General features: G+C 65.4%; 23 protein-coding genes. 17 read left to right on the forward strand and 6 right to left on the reverse strand.

All coding sequences use genetic code 11. The features are described 5' to 3' along the window. The first annotated feature begins 31 nt into the window (after positions 1-31). The 6 genes from K9B33_RS10920 to K9B33_RS10945 all read left to right on the forward strand — a co-directional run bounded on the left by K9B33_RS10920 (position 32) and on the right by K9B33_RS10945 (position 4,658). The gene (locus K9B33_RS10920) at positions 32-538 is read left to right on the forward strand and encodes a DUF6438 domain-containing protein (RefSeq protein ID WP_224548709.1); all 507 of its coding nucleotides are present in this window, start codon (positions 32-34) and stop codon (positions 536-538) included. A 31-nt stretch (positions 539-569) separates the two neighbouring features. Next, positions 570-1,613: a heat-inducible transcriptional repressor HrcA gene (gene hrcA, locus K9B33_RS10925; protein ID WP_224548710.1), complete on the forward strand. Its 1,044-nt coding sequence runs from the start codon at positions 570-572 to the stop codon at positions 1,611-1,613. Beyond that, complete coding sequence (grpE, locus tag K9B33_RS10930; protein WP_224548711.1) at positions 1,610-2,164, forward strand: nucleotide exchange factor GrpE; 555 nt, start codon at positions 1,610-1,612, stop codon at positions 2,162-2,164. Before hrcA ends, grpE begins: the two co-directional genes overlap by 4 nt. Positions 2,165-2,259: 95 nt before the next feature. Continuing rightward, complete coding sequence (locus tag K9B33_RS10935; RefSeq protein ID WP_224548712.1) at positions 2,260-3,501, forward strand: threonine synthase; 1,242 nt, start codon at positions 2,260-2,262, stop codon at positions 3,499-3,501. A 214-nt stretch (positions 3,502-3,715) separates the two neighbouring features. Then, on the forward strand, positions 3,716-4,378 hold the full coding sequence (locus tag K9B33_RS10940) for a PadR family transcriptional regulator (RefSeq protein ID WP_224548713.1): 663 nt from the start codon (positions 3,716-3,718) through the stop codon (positions 4,376-4,378). A gap of 1 nt (position 4,379) precedes the next feature. Further along, on the forward strand, positions 4,380-4,658 hold the full coding sequence (locus K9B33_RS10945; protein WP_066604472.1) for a DUF2218 domain-containing protein: 279 nt from the start codon (positions 4,380-4,382) through the stop codon (positions 4,656-4,658). Positions 4,659-4,696: 38 nt separating this feature from the next. On the opposite strand, the gene K9B33_RS10950 is transcribed toward K9B33_RS10945, so the two are convergent. Beyond that, a complete protein-coding gene (locus K9B33_RS10950) occupies positions 4,697-5,827 on the reverse strand; it encodes a M14-type cytosolic carboxypeptidase (protein ID WP_224548714.1) in 1,131 nt (376 codons plus the stop codon). Beyond that, a complete protein-coding gene (locus tag K9B33_RS10955; RefSeq protein ID WP_224548722.1) occupies positions 5,824-6,468 on the reverse strand; it encodes a hypothetical protein in 645 nt (214 codons plus the stop codon). The genes K9B33_RS10950 and K9B33_RS10955 overlap by 4 nt, the downstream gene beginning before the upstream one ends. Before the next feature lie 212 nt (positions 6,469-6,680). Between K9B33_RS10955 and ykgO the strand changes: the two genes are divergently transcribed. Then, positions 6,681-6,806, forward strand: coding sequence for a type B 50S ribosomal protein L36 (gene ykgO, locus K9B33_RS10960; RefSeq protein WP_004210176.1), 126 nt, complete (start codon positions 6,681-6,683; stop codon positions 6,804-6,806). A gap of 245 nt (positions 6,807-7,051) precedes the next feature. Here ykgO and pyk read toward each other — a convergent pair whose 3' ends face one another. Then, complete coding sequence (gene pyk, locus K9B33_RS10965) at positions 7,052-8,509, reverse strand: pyruvate kinase (RefSeq protein ID WP_224548723.1); 1,458 nt, start codon at positions 8,507-8,509, stop codon at positions 7,052-7,054. 122 nt (positions 8,510-8,631) lie between these two features. Here pyk and K9B33_RS10970 point away from each other — a divergent pair, with 122 nt between their 5' ends. From K9B33_RS10970 to ruvC, 5 genes are all read left to right on the forward strand, one after another. Further along, positions 8,632-8,931: a DUF1244 domain-containing protein gene (locus K9B33_RS10970; RefSeq protein WP_224548724.1), complete on the forward strand. Its 300-nt coding sequence runs from the start codon at positions 8,632-8,634 to the stop codon at positions 8,929-8,931. Positions 8,932-8,979: 48 nt separating this feature from the next. Further along, positions 8,980-9,222, forward strand: coding sequence for a DUF2312 domain-containing protein (locus tag K9B33_RS10975; protein WP_066860048.1), 243 nt, complete (start codon positions 8,980-8,982; stop codon positions 9,220-9,222). Positions 9,223-9,248: 26 nt separating this feature from the next. Further along, entirely contained in the window at positions 9,249-9,575 is a 327-nt protein-coding gene (locus K9B33_RS10980) for a heavy metal-binding domain-containing protein (protein ID WP_224548725.1), read from the forward strand. 108 nt (positions 9,576-9,683) lie between these two features. Then, a complete protein-coding gene (locus K9B33_RS10985) occupies positions 9,684-10,427 on the forward strand; it encodes a YebC/PmpR family DNA-binding transcriptional regulator (RefSeq protein ID WP_224548726.1) in 744 nt (247 codons plus the stop codon). A gap of 37 nt (positions 10,428-10,464) precedes the next feature. Further along, on the forward strand, positions 10,465-10,956 hold the full coding sequence (gene ruvC, locus K9B33_RS10990; RefSeq protein ID WP_066604456.1) for a crossover junction endodeoxyribonuclease RuvC: 492 nt from the start codon (positions 10,465-10,467) through the stop codon (positions 10,954-10,956). A gap of 20 nt (positions 10,957-10,976) precedes the next feature. On the opposite strand, the gene K9B33_RS10995 is transcribed toward ruvC, so the two are convergent. From K9B33_RS10995 to K9B33_RS11005, 3 genes are read right to left on the reverse strand one after another with little or no spacing between them, the layout of a single operon-like run. Further along, entirely contained in the window at positions 10,977-11,693 is a 717-nt protein-coding gene (locus K9B33_RS10995; protein ID WP_224548728.1) for a dienelactone hydrolase family protein, read from the reverse strand. Positions 11,694-11,713: 20 nt separating this feature from the next. Then, the gene (locus K9B33_RS11000) at positions 11,714-12,721 is read right to left on the reverse strand and encodes a 50S ribosomal protein L11 methyltransferase (protein WP_224548730.1); all 1,008 of its coding nucleotides are present in this window, start codon (positions 12,719-12,721) and stop codon (positions 11,714-11,716) included. 57 nt (positions 12,722-12,778) lie between these two features. Then, a complete protein-coding gene (locus K9B33_RS11005) occupies positions 12,779-14,113 on the reverse strand; it encodes a methyl-accepting chemotaxis protein (protein ID WP_224548732.1) in 1,335 nt (444 codons plus the stop codon). Positions 14,114-14,312: 199 nt separating this feature from the next. Here K9B33_RS11005 and sdhC point away from each other — a divergent pair, with 199 nt between their 5' ends. The 5 genes from sdhC (at position 14,313) to K9B33_RS11030 (ending at position 18,044) form a co-directional block, all read left to right on the forward strand. Beyond that, positions 14,313-14,708 carry a succinate dehydrogenase, cytochrome b556 subunit gene (gene sdhC, locus K9B33_RS11010; RefSeq protein WP_224548734.1) on the forward strand — a complete coding sequence of 132 codons (396 nt, stop codon included), beginning with the start codon at positions 14,313-14,315 and terminating at the stop codon, positions 14,706-14,708. After that, positions 14,708-15,100, forward strand: coding sequence for a succinate dehydrogenase, hydrophobic membrane anchor protein (gene sdhD, locus K9B33_RS11015; RefSeq protein WP_224548735.1), 393 nt, complete (start codon positions 14,708-14,710; stop codon positions 15,098-15,100). The genes sdhC and sdhD overlap by 1 nt, the downstream gene beginning before the upstream one ends. Further along, positions 15,097-16,911 carry a succinate dehydrogenase flavoprotein subunit gene (gene sdhA / locus K9B33_RS11020; protein ID WP_224548737.1) on the forward strand — a complete coding sequence of 605 codons (1,815 nt, stop codon included), beginning with the start codon at positions 15,097-15,099 and terminating at the stop codon, positions 16,909-16,911. The genes sdhD and sdhA overlap by 4 nt, the downstream gene beginning before the upstream one ends. Before the next feature lie 84 nt (positions 16,912-16,995). Next, a complete protein-coding gene (locus tag K9B33_RS11025; RefSeq protein ID WP_224548739.1) occupies positions 16,996-17,211 on the forward strand; it encodes a hypothetical protein in 216 nt (71 codons plus the stop codon). An 86-nt stretch (positions 17,212-17,297) separates the two neighbouring features. Further along, entirely contained in the window at positions 17,298-18,044 is a 747-nt protein-coding gene (locus tag K9B33_RS11030) for an ATP-grasp domain-containing protein (RefSeq protein WP_224548741.1), read from the forward strand. Positions 18,045-18,055: the final 11 nt, after the last annotated feature.

Genomic DNA, 18,055 nt, shown 5'->3' on the forward strand with positions numbered 1-18,055 from the left:
CACGGCGACAATTAGGCGATAAGGAGAGGGCATGGGACGCATATCGACACTCACCGCCATGCTGCTGCTGGCCGGTTGCACGGCCGCCGAACCGGGGCTGGAACCGCCCAAGGCGCCGGGCGACATCATCCGCTTTACCGCCGGGCGCTGCTTCGGCGCCTGCCCGGCCTATACGTTGCAGGTGTCGCCGGACGGGTCGGGGCTGCTGGAGCCGGAACGCTTCACCTCCGTTCCCGGCCCGACGCGCTTCACCGTGACGAGTGCGCAATATCGCAAGCTGGTGACGACGCTGGCGCCGCATCGCCCGGCGGCGGGGACGGTGCAGAAAATCGCTCACGGCCAGAATTGCGAGCGTTTCGCCACCGACATGCCCGGCTATGTCGTCGAATGGAGCCGCCCGGGGCAAAATGCGACGCGGCTGGAATTCCAGTCCGGCTGCATGGATACGCGCTATGGTCGGCTGCGGGTCGCTTTGGCGGCGGTGCCGAAGATATTGGACGTGCAATCCATGCTCAATCCCAAGGCGGTCGCGCCTTGAGCCTGCGCCCCCGTCTGCCTAGATAAGAACCATGTCGGTCACTCCGATCTCCGAATTGAACGAGCGCGCGCGCGATGTCTTCCGCCTGGTGGTGGAAAATTATCTCGGCACCGGCCTGCCGGTGGGATCGCGCACGATCAGCAAGCTGGCGACATTGAGCCTGTCGCCGGCGTCGATTCGCAACGTCATGCAGGATCTGGAGGAACTGGGCCTGCTCGCTGCGCCGCACACCTCCGCCGGGCGGATGCCGACCGAAACGGGGCTGCGCCTGTTCGTCGACGGGATGATGCAGGCGGCGGCGCCGTCGGCCGAAGAACGGCGCGCGATCGAGGCCGGGCTGGTCGAAAGCGGTCCGATCGAGGAAGCGCTGTCCGCCGCCACCGCGGCGCTGTCGGGCCTGTCGGCTTGCGCCGGGATCGTCATGGTGCCGCGGCGCGAGCCTGTGCTGCGCCAGTTCGGTTTCGTGCCGCTCAATGACCGGCAGGCGCTGGCGGTGCTGGTGGGGCAGGACGGATCGGTCGAAAACCGGGTGCTGGACCTGCCGCCAGCCGTCACCCCGTCCATGTTGAACGAAGCGGCGAACTTCATGTCGGCGCGTTTTGCCGGGATGACGCTGCGCCAGGCGGGCGACCAGTTGAGCCGGGAGATGGAGACGGAGCGCAGCCTGCTCGACGGCGCGGCGCGCGAACTGGTGGAACGCGGCATCGCCATCTGGTCGCAGGATGCCGACGATCGGCCGGTGCTGATCGTGCGCGGGCAGGCGCATCTGATCGATGACGGCACCGCCGCCGACCTGGAACGGGTGCGCCAGTTGCTGGAACAATTGGAAGGCAAACAGGAGATTTCCCGGCTGCTGGAAAGCGCGCTGGCGGGCAGCGCGACCAAAATCTTCATCGGCTCGGAAAACAAGCTCTTTTCCCTGTCGGGTTCTTCGGTCATAGCCGCCCCCTACCGTGGCGCGGACGGCCGGGTCGTCGGCGTGGTCGGCGTGATCGGCCCCACGCGCTTGAACTATGCGCGGGTGATCCCCATGGTGGACTTCACAGCACAGACGCTATCGAGATTGATGAGATGAGCGAAAACAAAGACACTATCGAAAACACCGAAGTCGTGGACGCGCTGCCGGAAGACGCCGCGCCCGCTGGCGATGCCGCAGCCGAGAAGATCGCAGCGCTGGAGGCGGAACTGGCCACCGCCAGGCAGGACATTCTCTACGCCCATGCCGATACGCAGAATGTGCGTCGCCGGCTGGAAAAGGAACTGGGCGACGCGCGCGCCTATGCCGCAACGGCCTTCGCCCGCGACATATTGTCGGTCGCCGATAATCTGAGCCGTGCGCTCGCCGCCATTCCCGCCGACCTGCGCGAGGATGAGAAGTTCAAGGGCCTAGTCATCGGTCTCGAAGCCACCGGCCGTGAACTGGACAGCGTGTTCGGCCGCAACGGCATCACGAAGATTGAATCGGTCGGCCAGCCGCTCGACCCCAACAAGCATCAGGCGATGATGGAAGTTCCCTCGGCCGACGCCGCGCCGGGCACGATCCTGATCGAGATGCAGGCTGGCTATATGATCAAGGACCGTCTGCTGCGTCCCGCCATGGTCAGCGTGGCGAAGGCGCCGGAATAAGCTTTTCGATCCGTTCGGGCTGAGCCTGTCGAAGCCCTTTCTTTTCTTAAAGAAGAGAAGCCCTTCGACAGGCTCAGGGCGAACGGAGATTATGCGTGCGCCACGACCTCAACCTGACCACCGATCGCCCCACTTTCGTCACCCATCTGGAATGTTCGCTGACCGGCGAGCGTTATGGGGCCGATGAACTGCATGGGCTGTCGGCGGCGGGGAAGCCACTGCTGGTGCGCTATGATCTGGACGGCGTGCGGGAGACGTTGACCAAGGCGGCGTTGGCGCAGCGGCCGATGGACCTGTGGCGTTGGCGAGAATTGCTCCCGGTGCGGCAGACCGCCAACATCGTCAGCCTGGGCGAAAATGCAACGCCGCTGATCCCGCTGCCGCGCACCGCCGCGCGGCTGGGCGGGGCACATCTGATGGCCAAGGATGAGGGGCGGTTACCCACTGCTTCGTTCAAGGCGCGCGGTTTGGTCATGGCGGTGTCCATGGCCAAGGAACTGGGCGTGACCCAGGTGGCGATGCCGACCAACGGCAATGCCGGCGCGGCGCTGGCCGCCTATGCCGCGGTCGCGGGGATGGAGGCGATCATCTTCTGCCCCGACGACACGCCTGAGATCAACGTGCGCGAGATCGCGGCACAGGGTGCGCGCGTCTATCGCGTCAACGGCCTGATCGACGATTGCGGGGCGATCGTGGGGCAGGGGGCGAAGGCGCGCGGCTGGTTCGACTTCTCGACGCTCAAGGAGCCCTATCGGATCGAGGGCAAGAAGACGATGGGGCTGGAACTGGCCGAACAGCTCGGCTGGGAGCTGCCCGACGCGATCTTCTATCCCACCGGCGGCGGCACCGGCCTGATCGGCATGTGGAAGGCGTTCGACGAACTGGAGAAGATCGGTTTCATTGGCGCCAGGCGGCCCAAGATGTTCGCGGTGCAGGCCGAAGGTTGCGCACCGATGGTCCGCGCGTTCGAACAGGGCGTCGAGTTCGCCGACCGCTGGGAGGATGCCCACACCGTCGCCATGGGCATTCGCGTGCCGCGCGCGGTCGGCGACTTCCTGATCCTGCGCGCCGTGCGCGAAAGCGGCGGTGCGGCGCTGGCCGTGTCTGACGCGGCGATCATGGCGGCGGTGCGCGATGTCGCGCGCGACGACGGACTGCTGCTCTGTCCGGAGGGCGGGGCGACGTTGGCGGCCTATCAGCGCGCGCTGGACGAAGGGCTGATCGGGCGGGAGGATCGCGCGGTGCTGTTCAACTGCGCCAGCGGCCTGAAATATCCGCTGGAGGACCAGAGCCGCACGCTGGATCGCCACGCGCCGATCGATTTTGCTGCGCTCTGAAGCTGGCTCCGTTCAATCAGGCTGCGTGTTCCCGCGCAGGCGGGAACGCAGTCCCGTGGTCTAAACTGGGTTTCCGCCTACACGGAACACGTAATCTTTTTGCCTTGGCGACGGCCTCCGATACAGAATGATACATTTAAGATCTATCGTAACTCTTGACGGCCAAGATTTTTAAGATATATCGCAATGCATCACGACATATATGAAAGATTCAATGATGCATTTTCCCTATTCTCATCGCGGCCGCCATGGCGGTCATCATCCCGGCTCTGGCCGATTCGGTTCGCCTGACGGCTTTGGTCGTGGCGGCGGATTCGGCGGGGGGCGTGGCGGCCCGTTCGGTGGCGATCCCTTCGGCGAGGACGGCCTGCGCGGCGGCGGCCATGGTGGCCGGGGCGGTCGTGGCGGCGGCAGTCGCCGACGTCTGTTCGACAATGAAACGCTGCGCCTGATCCTGCTGAAGCTGATCGCCGACGAGCCGCGCCATGGCTATGAGCTGATCCGCGCGATCGAGGCGCTGTCGGGCGAAGCCTATGCGCCCAGCCCCGGCGTCGTCTATCCTACGCTGACCATGTTGGCGGAGATGGACCTGATCGTCGAGGAACCGAGCGAAGGCAGCCGCAAACGCTTCGCCATCACCGATGCCGGGAAGGTCCAGATCGAGGAGCGCAAGGCCGCGCTCGACCTGGCGCTGGCCCGGCTGGCCGCGCTGGCGCAGAAGGCGGAGCGGGTCGATGGCGCGCCGGTGCGCCGCGCGCTGCACAATCTGCGCATCGCCATCCAGCATCGCCTTGAAAAGGAGGGCGCCGATAACCAGACCATGTTCGATGTCGCGTCGTTGATCGACGAGGCTGCGAGCAAGATCGAAAGGCTCTGACATGACCGTGACCGCAAACGTGCCGACCACCCATGCCAGCCGCTATCTCCAGCAGTTGTGCAAACATTGGAGCCACAAGTTCGAGACGGATTTCAGCCCCGAACAGGGCGTCATTGCCTTCCCGATGGGGCCGATCCGCATGGCGGCGCAGCCCGAGGCGCTGGTGGTGACGCTGGAGCCCAATGCGGACGCCGACGTGGAGCGGTTCAAGCAGGTGGTCGCCGATCATCTCGACCGCTTCGCCTTCCGCGAAGCGCCGCTGCCGTTCGACTGGCGGTAGGTTGCGTGTTCCCGCTTTCGCGGGGAACATGTCTATCCTCAAATATCCTCGATCATCTCGGCCAGCACCGCCAGGCAATCCTTGGCGAGCTGGATCGACCGCGCCGGAGACCAGCCGAAATCGGCGTCCGGCAGGTCGTCATTATCCTTGAACGGCATCTCCAGCGTCATCGCCACCGCGCCGAAGCGTTCGGCGAGCTGGTTGGTGGACATGGACAGGTTCGCCTTGCCCGCCCCCGCCACCGGATAGCCCAGCCGCGTCTGGAAATCCGGGGTGCGGGCCGCCAACGTGTCGCGATAGCGGTGATAGAGCGCGACCTGCCGATCGGTGATCGACGGGATACCCTCGAAACCCGCGATGAACACCGCGGGAATCGCCTCGTCGCCATGGACGTCCATGGCGAAATCGACGCCGGTCTCGTCCATCGCATTGCGCGCCATCAGCACTTCGGGGCTGCGCTCGGCCGTCGGCTCATGCCATTCGCGATTGAGGTTCACGCCGACCGCATTGGTGCGCAGATGGCCGCGACGACTGCCATCCGGGTTCATATTGGGGATCAGATGGATCGTCGCCTTCTGCCGCAGCAGGCGGGCCACCGCATCTTCCTCGTCGCACAGGCGCTCCAGCGCGCCTTCCATCCACCATTGCGCCATCGTCTCGCCGGGATGCTGGCGCGCATAGAGCCAGACCTGCTTCGGTCCGTCGCCGATCGTCAGCAGGTCGAGCGGCTGGCCGTCCAGGGTCAGCCCCAGTTCGCGATGTTCGACGCCCGGCTGGGTCGCGGCCCAAGCGATGAGGTCGTGGTGCCGCTCCATCGAATAGGGCGCGAAATAGGCGATCCATACCGCATTGCTGTCCGGCTCCAGCCGGATCGTCAGCATGCCGTCGGCATAGCTTGTGTCGGCCTGGACCCAATTGTCGCGATCCTCGCTCACCCGCGCGCTGTAACCGGCCCAGCCGTCGGGATAGGCCGATCCCGCCGCGTTCACGATCGCCAGTTCCACTTCGCGGCCCGCCGCATTGGCGAGCCGGAAATGGAACCATTGGTAGAAGTCGCTCTGGTGATCCGTCACGATCTCCAGCACGGCGCGGACGCCGGCCGGCGTGTCGGCGATGGAGAGGACGCGAATATTGCCGCTGTCGAAGCCGCTGGAAATGCTGATGCTCATTTGACCGTTATAGTGCGCCCCGATTCACCCGGATAGCCCCCGATCAAGGCTGAAGCGAGTTTCTGGGCGGCGGTGGCGGGTTGGGCCGCGGCCGACCCCTGCTTCGCCTGGGTCGATGCGCGGCCTTCCCAGATCGCCGTCGAATCGGACCTGCGGCGCAACTGCACATGGAGTTCGGTCGTCACGATATCCTTGGGCTTGCCCGACAGGTTGATGCCGACGCCCAGGCCAAGCCCGCCGAAGGTGCCGCCACGGCGACCGCCCCCGCTGCCGATCCCGCCGCCCACGCCGACGCTGACCGGGCTTTCGCTGCGGCGGTCCGGTCCGGATGGGCGGAAGGTGCGGGTGAAGCTGACCAGCGCGACATAATCGCTCTGGGCGCCGTCCCCAGCGGTGAAGCCGATACGCTGCAATTCCTGCGATACCGCGCTGGCATAGGTGCGGAATTCCAGGCTGATATCCGGATTGCCCGGCATTTCCTCTACCGCGACGGTGCCCGACTGGGCAGGATTGCCCATATGGAAGCGGGTCACTTCCACGCGCGGCGCGACCGTCGCGCTGGCGCCAAGGGAAAGGCCGCCCAGAAGGAGGGCGCCCAGAAAAAGCTTTGGGGCGGCAAGGCGGGGACGGCGCTTCGACATGAGTTCAACTCCAACGGGCATGCGGCATGACAGGGCACCACATAGACGGTGCGGGGGCCATAATCCCCTCAAACGCTTGAAGCCACGAACTTGCTGCATAGGGGATGAACAGAGTCGAAAGAGCGGCTGCCACCCTTGACTTTGGCCCGCCCGACCCATAGGGGCTGCGCTTCGAAATTCGACCACACCAGATTCATCAAGGGCCGTCTGCCATGAAGATCCGCAACTCGCTCAAGTCGCTCAAGGGCCGCCACCGGGACAACCGCGTGATCCGTCGTCGCGGCCGCACCTACGTCATCAACAAGACCAACCGCCGCTTCAAGGCCCGCCAGGGCTAAAAGGCAGGCGCTATCGCCCATTCGGGCGGTGGGTCTTTAGGCAATGTGGCAGGCGCCCGGTCGATGATCGGGCGCCTTTCCGCGTTCGCTTGGGTGCGTGATTTGCCGAATAGACGGTCGGGTTTCCCAAGGCCGTTCGTTTCCAGCGAAGCCGAGTTTAGCGAAGCTGAGCGCAAAGCTCGGTGCTACCGCTTCTCGACTTTACTGGAAGCGAACGGAGGGAATTGGCCTCACCCGGCCTGCGTTCAGCCCTCGTCGCGGCCCTTCAACTCGTCGCCGCGAATCGCCGTGACGTGCAGCACGTTGGTCGATCCGGGCGTGCCGAAGGGAACGCCGGCCAGCACCACGATCTTGCCGCCCTTTTCGGTCATGCCGTGGCGCAGCGCCATACGCCGGGCCTTGCCGATCATTTCCTCGAACGTGCCGATATCCTTGGTGCGGATGGCGTGGACTCCCCAGGTCAGGCCCAGCTTGCGCGCGGTGTCGGTGCGCGGGGTCAGCGCCAGGATCGGCGCGTCGGGGCGTTCGCGCGCGACGCGGCGCACCGTGCTGCCCGATGAAGTGAAGCAGGTGATGGCGCTGGCGCCTACCACCGCGACGATATTGCCCGCCGCTTCGGCCAGCGCGTCGGCGGTGGTCGGGTCCGGCTTCGTCTCGGTGTAATGGAGCCGGCCGAAATAGCCCGGATCGCGCTCCACGCTATGCGCGATGCTGTCCATCATCGTCACCGCCTCAACCGGCCAGTCGCCTGCCGCCGTCTCCGCAGACAGCATGATGGCGTCCGCGCCGTCATAGACCGCCGTCGCCACGTCCGACACTTCGGCGCGGGTGGGGGAGGGGGACTTGATCATCGATTCGAGCATTTGGGTCGCGACCACCACAGGGCGTCCCATCCGCCGCGCGGTGGCGACGATCTGCTTCTGGAGCGGCGGCACGGCCTGCGGCGGCAGTTCGACGCCCAGGTCGCCGCGCGCCACCATCACGCCGTCGGCCAGTTCGATAATCTCCTCCAGCCGCTGCACGGCCGACGGCTTCTCGATCTTCGCCATCAGCGCGCCATAGCCGCCCATCAGCTTGCGCGCCTCGGCCAGATCCTCGGGCCGCTGCACGAAGCTCAAGGCGATCCAGTCGCAGCCCTGGCTCATCGCGAAGCTGAGGTCGCGCCGATCCTTGTCGGTCAGCGCCGGCACCGGCACCACTACGTCGGGCACGTTCACGCCCTTGCGGTTGGACAGGGCGCCGCCGACTTCGACGATCGTGTCGATCCGGTCGGCGCCGATCGCCTTCACCCGCAGCACCAGCTTGCCATCGTCCAGCAGCAGCCGGGTTTCTGGCACCAGCGCGGCGTAGATTTCGGGATGGGGCAGGTTGACGCGGCGGGCATTGCCCGGCGTTTCGTCCCGGTCGAGGATGAAGGCCGCGCCCGTCTCCAATATGGCGAGGCCCTTTTCGAAGGTGCCGACGCGCAGCTTTGGTCCCTGCAGGTCGCCCAGGATCGTCGTGGGCCGCTGGAATTCTTTTTCCAGCGCGCGGATGATGGCGATGCGCGCGGCATGATCCTCATGCGCGCCATGGCTCATATTGATGCGGAAGGCGTCGGCCCCGGCGACGAACAGCGCCCGGATCATTTCGGGCGTATCGCTCGCAGGACCAAGGGTCGCCAGGATGCGGACCTTGCGTGAGCGGGGCGGTAACTTCGTCATGGCTTCTCCTGACCGTCATGATCGTCCCCGGCTTGGCCTTGTCGGCCTTGCCAGTGCGTCGTTATGGGTTATCCGTACTGCACGACAGGATGATGTAGATCAGCGAAAGGTTTCTCACGCCGATGACCGACAGCATAGTCACAGATGCCGTGGCCGCAACCGCCTTCCGCCGTCTGGTCGCGCATTTGCAGCACCGCACCGACGTCGAGAATATCGATCTGATGGGGTTGGCGGGCTTTTGCCGCAACTGCCTGGCCGACTGGATCGCGGAAGCGGACGGTGAGATGACGCGCGATCAGGCGCGCGAAATCATCCACGGCATGCCTTTTTCGGAATGGAAGGACCGGCATCAGGGCGAAGCGACACCGCAACAGATCGCAAAGATGCAGGAGAGTGTGGCGAAGAACGCGGACAGGCATTAGAGGCGTCCGCCAGCCCGATTCACATTTCACACCTGCACGGAGATTCCCATGAGCGAACCCAATGTCGCCGCCGACCAGCTACGCCTCTTCATAGAGCGCATCGAGCGCCTGGAAGAGGAAAAGAAGGGTATCGGCGACGATATCAAGGACGTCTATCTGGAAGCCAAGGCCAACGGCTATGACGGCAAGATCATGCGCCAGATCGTCCGCCTGCGGAAGATGCAGCCGCATGACCGCCAGGAAATGGAAGCCATCCTCCAGACCTATCTTGCTGCGCTGGGGATGGAATAACTTTTTACAATCAAGGAGAAGCGCCCATGTCCGAGATCATCGTCAGCACCACCAGCCGTCTGGAAGGGCGACCGGCGAAGGACTATCTCGGCATCGTCACCGGCGAGGTGATCGTGGGCGCCAATCTGTTTCGCGACCTGTTCGCCAGCGTCCGCGACATCGTGGGCGGGCGGTCGGGCGCTTATGAGGATGTGCTGCAACGCGCCCGCGAACAGGCGATCGCCGAAATGCGCACGCGCGCCGCGACGCTGGGCGCCAATGCCGTGGTCGGCGTCGACCTTGACTATGAAGTCATCGGCTCCAACGGGTCGATGCTGATGGTGTCGGCGTCGGGCACCGCGATCCTCTACTGAGGCAAAGAGATGCCGGCAGCGGCTGGACCGCGCTTGCGGTTGCCCTTTGGGCGGCCGCTGGTGTAAGGGCGCGCATCACAGTCAACCGGCAGATAAGAATTCAGGACCATGGCAGGCCATTCCAAATTCAAGAACATCATGCATCGCAAGGGCGCGCAGGACAAGAAGCGCTCTTCGATGTTCTCCAAGCTCAGCCGCGAAATCACGGTCGCGGCCAAGATGGGCATGCCCGACCCGGACATGAACCCGCGTCTGCGCCTGGCGGTCAACGCCGCCAAGGCCCAGTCCATGCCCAAGGATAATATCCAGCGCGCGATCGACAAGGCGAACGCGGCGGGCGGCGAGAATTACGAGGAAGTGCGTTACGAGGGCTATGGCCCCGCCGGCATCGCCATCATCGTCGAGGCGCTGACCGACAACCGTAATCGCACGGCAACCAACATCCGCACCGCCTTTTCCAAAAATGGCGGCAACCTGGGTGCGTCGGGTGCGGTCAGCCATGGTTTCGACCGGGTCGGCCTGATCAGCTATCCGGCGAGCGCGGGAGACGCCGACGCGATCTTCGAAGCGGCGCTGGACGCTGGCGCGGAGGACGTGTCGTCCAACGAGGACGAGCATGAAATCTGGACCGCCATGGACGCCCTTCACGAGGTCGCCAAGGCGCTGGAAGCCAAGCTGGGCGCCGCCGACAGCGCGAAGCTCGCCTGGAAGCCGCAGATCACCGTCGACGTCGATGAAGCCAATGCCGCCACGCTGATGAAGCTGGTCGACACGCTGGAGGATGACGACGACGTCCAGACCGTCTGGGGCAATTATGAAGTGTCCGATGCTGTGATGGAGAAGCTGGGTTGATGCGTCTGCCCTCTCCCCACGGGGAGAGGATGCGCGCATGATCCTGCTTGGCCTGGACCCTGGCCTTGGCACCACCGGCTGGGGCCTGATCGCCGCGGATGGCAATCGGCTGACCCATATCGGCAATGGCCAGATCAAGACCGACAGCAGCATGGCGCTCTCGACGCGACTGCTGGCGCTCGACCTGGCGCTGACCGACCTGATCCTCGAACATCGGCCCGATGGCGCCGCAGTCGAGGAGGTGTTCGTCAATGTGAACCCGCAATCGACGCTGAAGCTGGGGCAGGCGCGGGGCGTGATCCTGCTCAACGCCGCGCGATCGGGCATGGAGGTCGGCGAATATGCCGCGCGCCTCGTCAAGAAATCGGTGGTTGGCGTCGGCAATGCGTCGAAGGAGCAGGTCCATGCGATGGTGTCGCGCCTGCTGCCCGGCGCGAAGATCGTGGGGCCGGACGCATCCGATGCGCTGGCGGTGGCGATCACCCACGCCCATCATCTCGCCAGCGCCCGGCGCATTCCGACCCGTTAAGACAGTCCTGTTTTCGGCTTTTATCCGAACAGGTCGCCCAGAAAATCCGTCATCGCGCGGAAGCTGCGCCGGTCGGCGCTTGGGCTATAGGCCAGTCCCTTTTCCGGCATATTGACGCCCTCGTCGGTGAAGGCGTGGCCGGTGCCGCCATAGGCGTGAATCTGCCAGTCGCAGCCCGCATCGGTCAATTCGCGGGCCAGACCCACGGTCGCCTCTGGCGGTGCGATCGGGTCGTCCCAGCCGTGGCAGACCAGCAGCTTTGCGGTGATCGGCGCGTTGGGAAAGGGCGGCGCGTCATAGACGCCGTGGAAGCTGACTCCGCCGCTAATGTCCGCGCCGGAGCGGGCGAGGTCGAGCACGCATTTGCCGCCGAAGCAGAAGCCGATCGCGGCCGTCCGGTCGGCATCGACCTCCGCCAGCCCCTTGAGCACTGCATGGGCGCCATTCGCCCGGTCACGCAGCAGAGCGCGGTCGGCGTTCAGTTCGGCCATATAGCGCCCGGCATCGGGATCGGCGCGGGTGGTTCGCTTGCCTTGGCCAAAGACGTCGGCGACCAGCACGGCATAGCCGAGCGCCGCGACCTTTTCCGCATAGGCGAAGTCGGCCTCCTTGGCGCCCAGCACATTGGGGAAGAGCAGCACCCCCGGCAGCGGGCCGGCGGCTGCATCGACCACGGCCAGGCTTTCGAAAGGCCCATCCGGGCCATCATGCAGGGTGATGCGGCGGATGATGGCCATGGCTGAGCTCCTCTAAAAGTTCAGATACTACCGAAGCCGGGCGCTTCGCCCCGCGCGGCGGGATTGATGCGGCGCGGCCGTTTCCAGCCGATGCTGGGCCGCTTGCGCAGGCGCAGGGTCGGCCAATCGCCGCGGTCGCTGCGTTCGGCCAGCCGCATTCCCTGCGCACGATAGGCGGCGACCACCGCGTCCGCCTGCCCGTTGAGCAATCCGGCCAGGACGATGGTGCCACCATCCTCAACCAGCGCGCACAGCGTCGGGGCCAGTTCGATCAGCGGCCCCGCCAATATGTTGGCGATCAGCAGGTCGTAGGGCGCGCGCCCGATCAGCGCGGGATGGTTGCCGCCCGCCGCCGTCACCAGCGCCAGCCGGCCCGCCCCGTCGCCCAGCGCTACGCCATTGGCGCGCGCATTGTCGGCGCTGATCTCTACCGCCACGGCGTCGATGTCGGACGCGATGGCGCGGGCGCGGGGCCACAGGTTCATCGCGGCGAAGGCGAGCAGACCGGTGCCGGTGCCGATATCGGCGACATGGGCAAAGCGCATCCCCACCCGGCGCATCCGGTCGAGCATGGCCAGGCAGCCCGCCGTCGTTTCATGCTGCCCGGTGCCGAAGGCGCGGCCCGCCTCGATCAGCAGATTGACGTGGCCGGGCAGTTCGGGATCGCTCGCGATGTTGCGGACATGGAAGCGGCCGGCGGTGACAGGCTCCAGCCCCTGCTGGCTCAGCGTCACCCAATCCTCGTCGGGCAGCGCCTCGACAACGGGTTTCACGCGGCCCGCGCTGGGCACCAATGTCTTGAGCAGCTTGATCGCGGCCACGCTGGGCTTGCCTTCGAAATAGGCGTCGAGTTGCCAGGCATCTTCCCCCTCTTCCTCACCATCGGGCGTCGCCTCGCTGGTCATCAGCACCGGTGGATGCTCCATCAGCGTGAAGGCGGCGATGTCCCCGTCCAGCGCTTCGGCTTCGGCGCGGGTGCAGGGCAGGGTGACTTTCCAGCTTTGGACTGAAGGCGCGACATCGTTCATCCCGCCGCCTTTAGCCGAGGCAGAGAAAGAGGGGAAGCGGGATGGGATGGCGGCGGCTTAGGCTACCTGCCGACCGAAGTCGGACGAAGCGTTGCGCAGGCTGGCGAGCTTGCCCTCGACGCTGACGAAGCCGCGTTCGAGCTGGTCGATTTCCGACGCCACCACTTCGGTGTCCTGGCGGATCGCGGAAATGGTGGTCGACATCGAATCGGCGGCCAGCGCGGTTTCGTCGACCGCGGCGGTGATCATGGTCACGGTCTGCGCCTGCGCATCCATGGCGTGGCGGATGCGCTCGGCGCTGGCCTTGACCTCGCCCACCGTGTCGCGGATGCGTTCGTTGGTTTCGACCGACTGGCGGGTCGATGCCTGGATATCGGCGATCTTGCCGGCGATCTCGTCGGTGGCGCGGGCGGTCTGGTTGGCCAGGCTCTTCACTTCCTGCGCGACGACGGCGAAGCCGCGCCCGGCGTCACCGGCGCGGGCGGCCTCGATCGTGGCGTTGAGCGCGAGCAGGTTGGTTTGCCCTGCAATGTCGCGGATCAGGCCCAGGATCGATTCGATCGACTTGGCATGGTCGGACAGGGTGGAAGACATGGACACCGCATCCCCCGACTGGGCGGAGGCGCGCTGGGCGACCTCTGCCGCGCTTTCGACTTCGGTGCGGGCATCCTCGATAGCGCGGATGAGCCCGGCGGAGGTGCGGGCGGCTTCGCGCATGGCGAGGGCGGATTGTTCGGCGGCGGCCGCCACTTCGGACGCCTTGCCCAGCATGCCGCGCGTGGCGGCGGACGCATCCTTGGCCTGTTCGCGCAGCGATTCGCCCAGTTTCGACGCGCCGTCGATCTCACCGACGATCCGCTGTTCGAACAGCGTGCCGTAACGCTGGCGTTCGGCGCGCTGCGCTTCGGCCTGGTCGGTGGCCAGCACATTGCTCATGAAACCCGAATCGATCATCGCGATCTGCAGCATCATGCGCAGCAACCGGCGACAGCGCGGCGCATCATCATGGCACCGTTCCCAGATCAGGTCGGTGACGCGTTCGTTGGCATTGGCGACCGCGTTCAGGACCGCGCGCACCGATACGTCATGCTTGCGGGCGTGGCGCACGCAGTCGGCAGCCGACCGCGCCCAGCGCCCCTCCGCGAAATGCATCAGCTTTTCGCGGACATAAGTATCGGCTTCGCGTTCGATTCGGGCGATGACGCCGCTGCCCAGCCGGTCCTGAAGGCCGGTTTCGCGCATATAGCTGGTGAAGAAGGCGGCGCCCACGCTGCCCAGATCATCGCCGATCAGGTCGCCCACTTCGCGCGCGGCGCGGGCGACATCGCCGTTGGGATCGACTTCCGCCAGAAAATCCGATGTGGCGGTGGCGGAAGAAAGACTGGACGGCATGAGGGAACGGCCCTTGCTGATGACGTGATCGGTTGGACGTCGATCTTTAGCGCACGTTGGTTAACCACTTCTTATGGCTGTCCGGGCTGATCGCAGAAAGCGGCGTCGGCAATCTCCCGCTTTCCGCTTCTTGCCCTCTTGGCGTATCGCTCTTAAGGGGGGCGGACTCAGGGACAAGTATCTAAGGACTAGGGTAGACATGGCGCGTTCCAACAGCCGGCCGCTCTCGCCGCATTTGACGATCTGGAAATGGGGACCGGCCATGGCCGTGTCCATCATGCACCGCGTGACGGGCAATGGCCTCGCCACCGCCGGCGCGCTCGGCCTCATCTGGTGGCTGATGGCCGCCGCGACCGGTCCGGAGGCCTATGCGACCTTCGTCAAGTGCGCGACGTCGCCGATCGGCTATCTGGTGATGATCGGCCTGACCTGGTTCTTCTTCCAGCATCTCTTCTCGGGCCTGCGGCACTTCGTGCTCGACATGGGCGCGGGGTATGAGCTGAAAAATAACAAGATGTGGTCGATCGCGACCTTCGTCGCATCGCTGCTCGTGACCGGCTTCGTCTGGCTCACCATCTTCGGAAAGGCGCTCTGATGGGCAACGGTACTGGCATCGGTCGCGTTCGCGGCCTGGGTTCGGCGCATCATGGCGCGCATCACTGGCTGGCGCAGCGCTATACGGCCGTCGGCAATCTGCTGCTGACGCTGTGGCTGCTGTTCAGCCTGCTGAGCCTGCCCGGCCTCGATTATGAAAGCGTCGTCGGCTGGATCGCCAACCCGGTGGTCGCCGTGCCGCTGATGCTGATGATCGTCAGCATCTTCTGGCACCTGCGCCTCGGCATGCAGGTGATGCTGGAGGATTATGTCCATGACAAGGGCCTCGCCTTCTTCTCCATGCTGCTGCTGAATTTCTATGCCTTGGGCGGCGCTGCCGCGGGCATTTTCGCGATCGCCAAGATCGCCTTCATTGGGGTCGTCAAGCCATGACCGAAGCCTATAAGATCATCGACCATACCTACGACACGGTCGTCGTGGGCGCGGGCGGCTCCGGCCTGCGCGCGACCATGGGCAGCGCCGAAGCGGGCCTCAAGACCGCCTGCATCACCAAGCTGTTCCCGACCCGGTCGCATACCGTCGCGGCGCAGGGCGGCATCGCGGCCTCGCTGGGCAATAACAGCCCCGACCACTGGACCTGGCACATGTACGACACCGTCAAGGGGTCCGACTGGCTGGGCGACCAGGACGCGATCGAATATATGGTGCGCGAAGCGCCTGCGGCCGTGATCGAGCTGGAACATGCCGGCGTGCCGTTCAGCCGTAACGAGAATGGGACCATCTACCAGCGTCCCTTCGGCGGCCATATGCAGAATATGGGCGCCGGCCCGCCGGTGCAGCGCACCTGCGCCGCGGCCGACCGTACCGGCCACGCCATGCTGCACGCGCTGTATCAGCAGTCGCTGAAATATGACGCGGACTTCTACATCGAATATTTCGCCATCGACCTGATCATGGAAGACGGCCCGAACGGCAAGGAATGCCGCGGCGTCATCGCCATCTGCATGGAAGATGGCTCGATCCATCGCTTCCGCAGCCATGCCGTCGTGCTGGCGACGGGCGGCTATGGCCGCGCCTATTTCTCCGCCACCTCGGCGCATAGCTGCACCGGCGACGGCGGCGGCATGGTGCTGCGCGCTGGCCTGCCGCTCCAGGATCTGGAGTTCGTGCAGTTCCACCCGACCGGCATCTATGGTGCGGGCGTGCTGATTACCGAAGGCGCGCGTGGCGAAGGCGGCTACCTCACCAACTCCGAAGGCGAGCGTTTCATGGAACGCTATGCCCCATCGGCCAAGGATCTGGCGTCGCGCGACGTCGTGTCGCGGTCCATGGCGATGGAAATGCGCGAAGGGCGCGGTGTGGGCGAGCATAAGGATCATATCTTCCTGCACCTCGACCATATCGATCCCAAGGTGCTGGCCGAACGCCTGCCCGGCATCACCGAAAGCGGCAAGATTTTCGCGGGCGTGGACCTGACCCGCCAGCCACTGCCGGTTACGCCGACCGTGCATTATAATATGGGCGGCATCCCCTGTAACTATCATGGCCAGGTTGTGACCAAGAAGGGCGACGATCCCGAAGTGATCGTGCCCGGCCTGTTCGCGGTCGGCGAAGCGGCCTGCGTGTCGGTCCATGGCGCAAACCGCCTTGGCTCCAACTCGCTGATCGACCTTGTTGTATTCGGTCGCGCGACCGGCCTGTTCCTCAAGGACAATCTCAAGCCCAACGCGCCGCACCGGGCCTTGCCTGAGGGTTCGGCCGATCTGGCGCTGTCGCGCCTCGACCATTATCGCAATGCCAAGGGCAGCACGCCGACGGCGGACATCCGCCTCGACATGCAGCGCACCATGCAGAAGCACGCCGCCGTGTTCCGCGATAGCGCGCTCCTGTCGGAAGGCGTCAGCCAGATGCAGGCCGTCAACAAGCGGTTGCAGGACGTCAAGGTCACGGATCGCTCGCTGATCTGGAACACCGACCTCATCGAAACGCTGGAACTCGACAATCTGATGTCGCAGGCCATCTGTACGATGGAAGGCGCCGAAGCCCGCAAGGAATCGCGCGGCGCCCATGCGCATGAGGATTTCCCGAACCGCGACGACGAAAACTGGATGAAGCACACCATCAGCTGGTTCGAAGGCTGGGGCGGTTCGGGCGGCAAGGTGACGCTCGATTACCGGCCGGTCCACGACTATACGATGACCGACGAAGCGGAATATGTGAAGCCCAAGGCGCGCGTCTACTAAGACCGTATCTACGGCTCAACATTCTGGAGGGGGCGAGCCGCAAGGCTGGCCCCCTTTTCGATTCTGGACGGGAATGATGACGATATGACGCAGGACGCGGTGGCCATCCTCTATCAGGCGCTGCCGCCGCCGGTGATCGACGGGCTGCGCAAGGATGCCAAGCCCGGCGGCTATTCGGATGGCGGCGCGGACATCGGCTTCGTGCTGCGCGGGCAGGGCGTGCGCGTGCTGACGCCGGTAGTCGATCCCGATCCGACCCGTCCCATGGACTGGGTGTTCCTGACACGGCGGAGGGCATAGCGGCCGCGGTCGCAACGGGCGCGACCATCCTCTGGGCGAACAGCGTCCTCTTCGACGGGCATCCGCTCGAAGCCGTCATCGGGCGGGTGCGTATCGTCGGCCAATTGCCGACCTTGACGCAACGCTATGACGACAAGTTCGCGACCAACCGGATGCTGGAGGCGGCGGGCCTGCCGGTCGCCCGCTCCTTCCTGATGGCGCCGGCGGCCCGACCGGGCGTGTGCGCGCTGGCGGATGCCGAGGCGGCGCTGACGCAGGCGGACCTATCCTTTCCGTTGATCGTGAAGCCGGTGCGCGGGCGTGGCAGCCAGGGCGTCACGCAGGTCGCCGATCTGGCGGCGCTGAACGCTGCGGCTGTCGCCCTGATCGCGAACGCGAAATTCGGCGATACGCTGATCGTCGAGGAATATCTGGATGGTGACGAGGTCACGGTGACGGTCATGCCGCCGGTCGATGGCGCCTATCGCGCGTTGCGCCCAGTGCGCCGCTTCAACCAGCAGGACGGCGTCGCCCCCTATAATGGCGACGTCGCGGTGACGACCAACAGCGCCGTGATCGACGAAGCGGAACTGGCCTCACTGCCCATGCAGGCAATGCTGGACGCCTGCGTCCGGGCGGCGGCGCTGGTCGGCGCGCGCGCCGTAATCCGCATCGATTGCCGCGCGGACGCCAGCGGGGACTACAAGCTGTTCGACCTTAACATGAAGCCCAACATGACCGGCCCCGGCCGCCCAGGCCGCGACGATCAGGACTGCCTGTCCGCGATCGCCGCGCGGGCGGATGGCTGGGAATTCGCGCAATTGCTGGAGGCGATGCTGGCGGCGGCGTGGTGAAGGTGGGACAG

This window comes from Sphingobium sp. 3R8 (assembly GCF_020166615.1).
Taxonomy (GTDB): domain Bacteria; phylum Pseudomonadota; class Alphaproteobacteria; order Sphingomonadales; family Sphingomonadaceae; genus Sphingobium; species Sphingobium bisphenolicum.